This is a genomic window from Lactiplantibacillus songbeiensis, assembly GCF_005405125.1.
Classification (GTDB): Bacteria; Bacillota; Bacilli; order Lactobacillales; family Lactobacillaceae; genus Lactiplantibacillus; species Lactiplantibacillus songbeiensis.
In genome coordinates this window covers 1-1,250 of sequence record NZ_BJDL01000049.1, presented here as the reverse complement: position 1 = coordinate 1,250, position 1,250 = coordinate 1, and the positions used below count along the sequence as shown (strand labels likewise).

The following is a 1,250-nucleotide window of genomic DNA, read 5'->3' as shown; positions in this document are numbered from 1 at the left end:
GGGTGCTTGACACCGTTCAACCAGTCTTGCCCAAGCATTGCAATATTCATGGCTCCTAATCGGTCATCGTTACAACGATATTGACATTGAGCACACCAATATTCGTGAGTCTCGTGATGACGATTATTTTTCTCAATCATGCCACACTTGGGGCATCTCTGTGAGGTGAAGGCCGGATTGACCTTCACCTCAGCACTCTGAATAGCTTGAGCCTTATACGTTAAGAAAGATTTTAGCTGGAAAAATGCCCACGAACGATGACTATTGCGTAGAGGCTTAGGCAGGTCATCGGTGTTAAACGTCACATTAGTTAAGTCTTCCAAAACAAAAAGCGTATGCGACCCATATACCGCAACGAGTGTCTTAGCTAACCAATGATTCACATCGGTCATCCAGCGGTTCTCTCGTTGAGCTAGTCGTTTCAACTTTTTCTTGGCAGACTTGGTACCTTTACCTTGTAATTGCCGACGGATCTCTAGAAACTTCTTCCGCTTACGTAAGATTTTTTGACCGTCAAAGAATAGTGTCTTTCCTTCATTATCAAAAGTAGTTGCTAGAAAGCGCAGGCCACGGTCAATACCCACAATTTGTGGGTTATCCTTAGTATCGAAATCACTAACTTCCTTCGTGATGCCAATGTGTAGAAACCACTTACCCTGGTTATGAACCAGTCTAGCAGTACCAAGTTTCCAGTCATCCGTAAAGTATTTTTCAAATCCTTTGCTGGTGAATCCCAACTTAGTCCGTTTATCTAGAGTGGTTATCGAGATTTGTTGCATGCCTTCTACAAAAGAATAATTGCTATGGCGAACCAAATCTGCTTGTGGCCGACGAAACTGGATGGGTCTCACCAACCAGTTCAAATCTCTAGGAACTTGAACCCATTTATCTTCTTCGTTCTTGTAACAGTAAGGATGCTGTTTCAGCTGTTCCTGAACTGCTTTGTAGCGAGCCACCACTGTCCGAAAAATAGATTGGACCATCTGACTATTGAGTGATGATTCTTGTCTAAATATTTTGTACAGCTGGTGATTGATTTTTAACCAGCTTAACTGAAACCCATGGTCAAAAATCCATTGACTGACAATATTAGCTAATCGTTGATACTCTTGACTCATTGCTACAAATTGTTCTGCTTGATTCGTGTCTGGATAGAGTCTCAGCTTAATTGTCCGCCCTAATTTAACCAATGGATACCTCCCCTGTAGATTGGATTTAGTATACCATATTTAGCCTTCTTGGGGAACGTA

The 1,250-nt window shown here is 42.1% G+C and carries 1 protein-coding gene; it reads right to left on the bottom strand.

The annotated features are described in order from the left end of the window. Window positions 1-1,190: RNA-guided endonuclease TnpB family protein (locus tag FFM77_RS13925; RefSeq protein ID WP_137636358.1), on the bottom strand; the 1,190-nt coding region annotated here is incomplete at its 3' end. Between the last annotated feature and the right edge of the window lie 60 nt (window positions 1,191-1,250).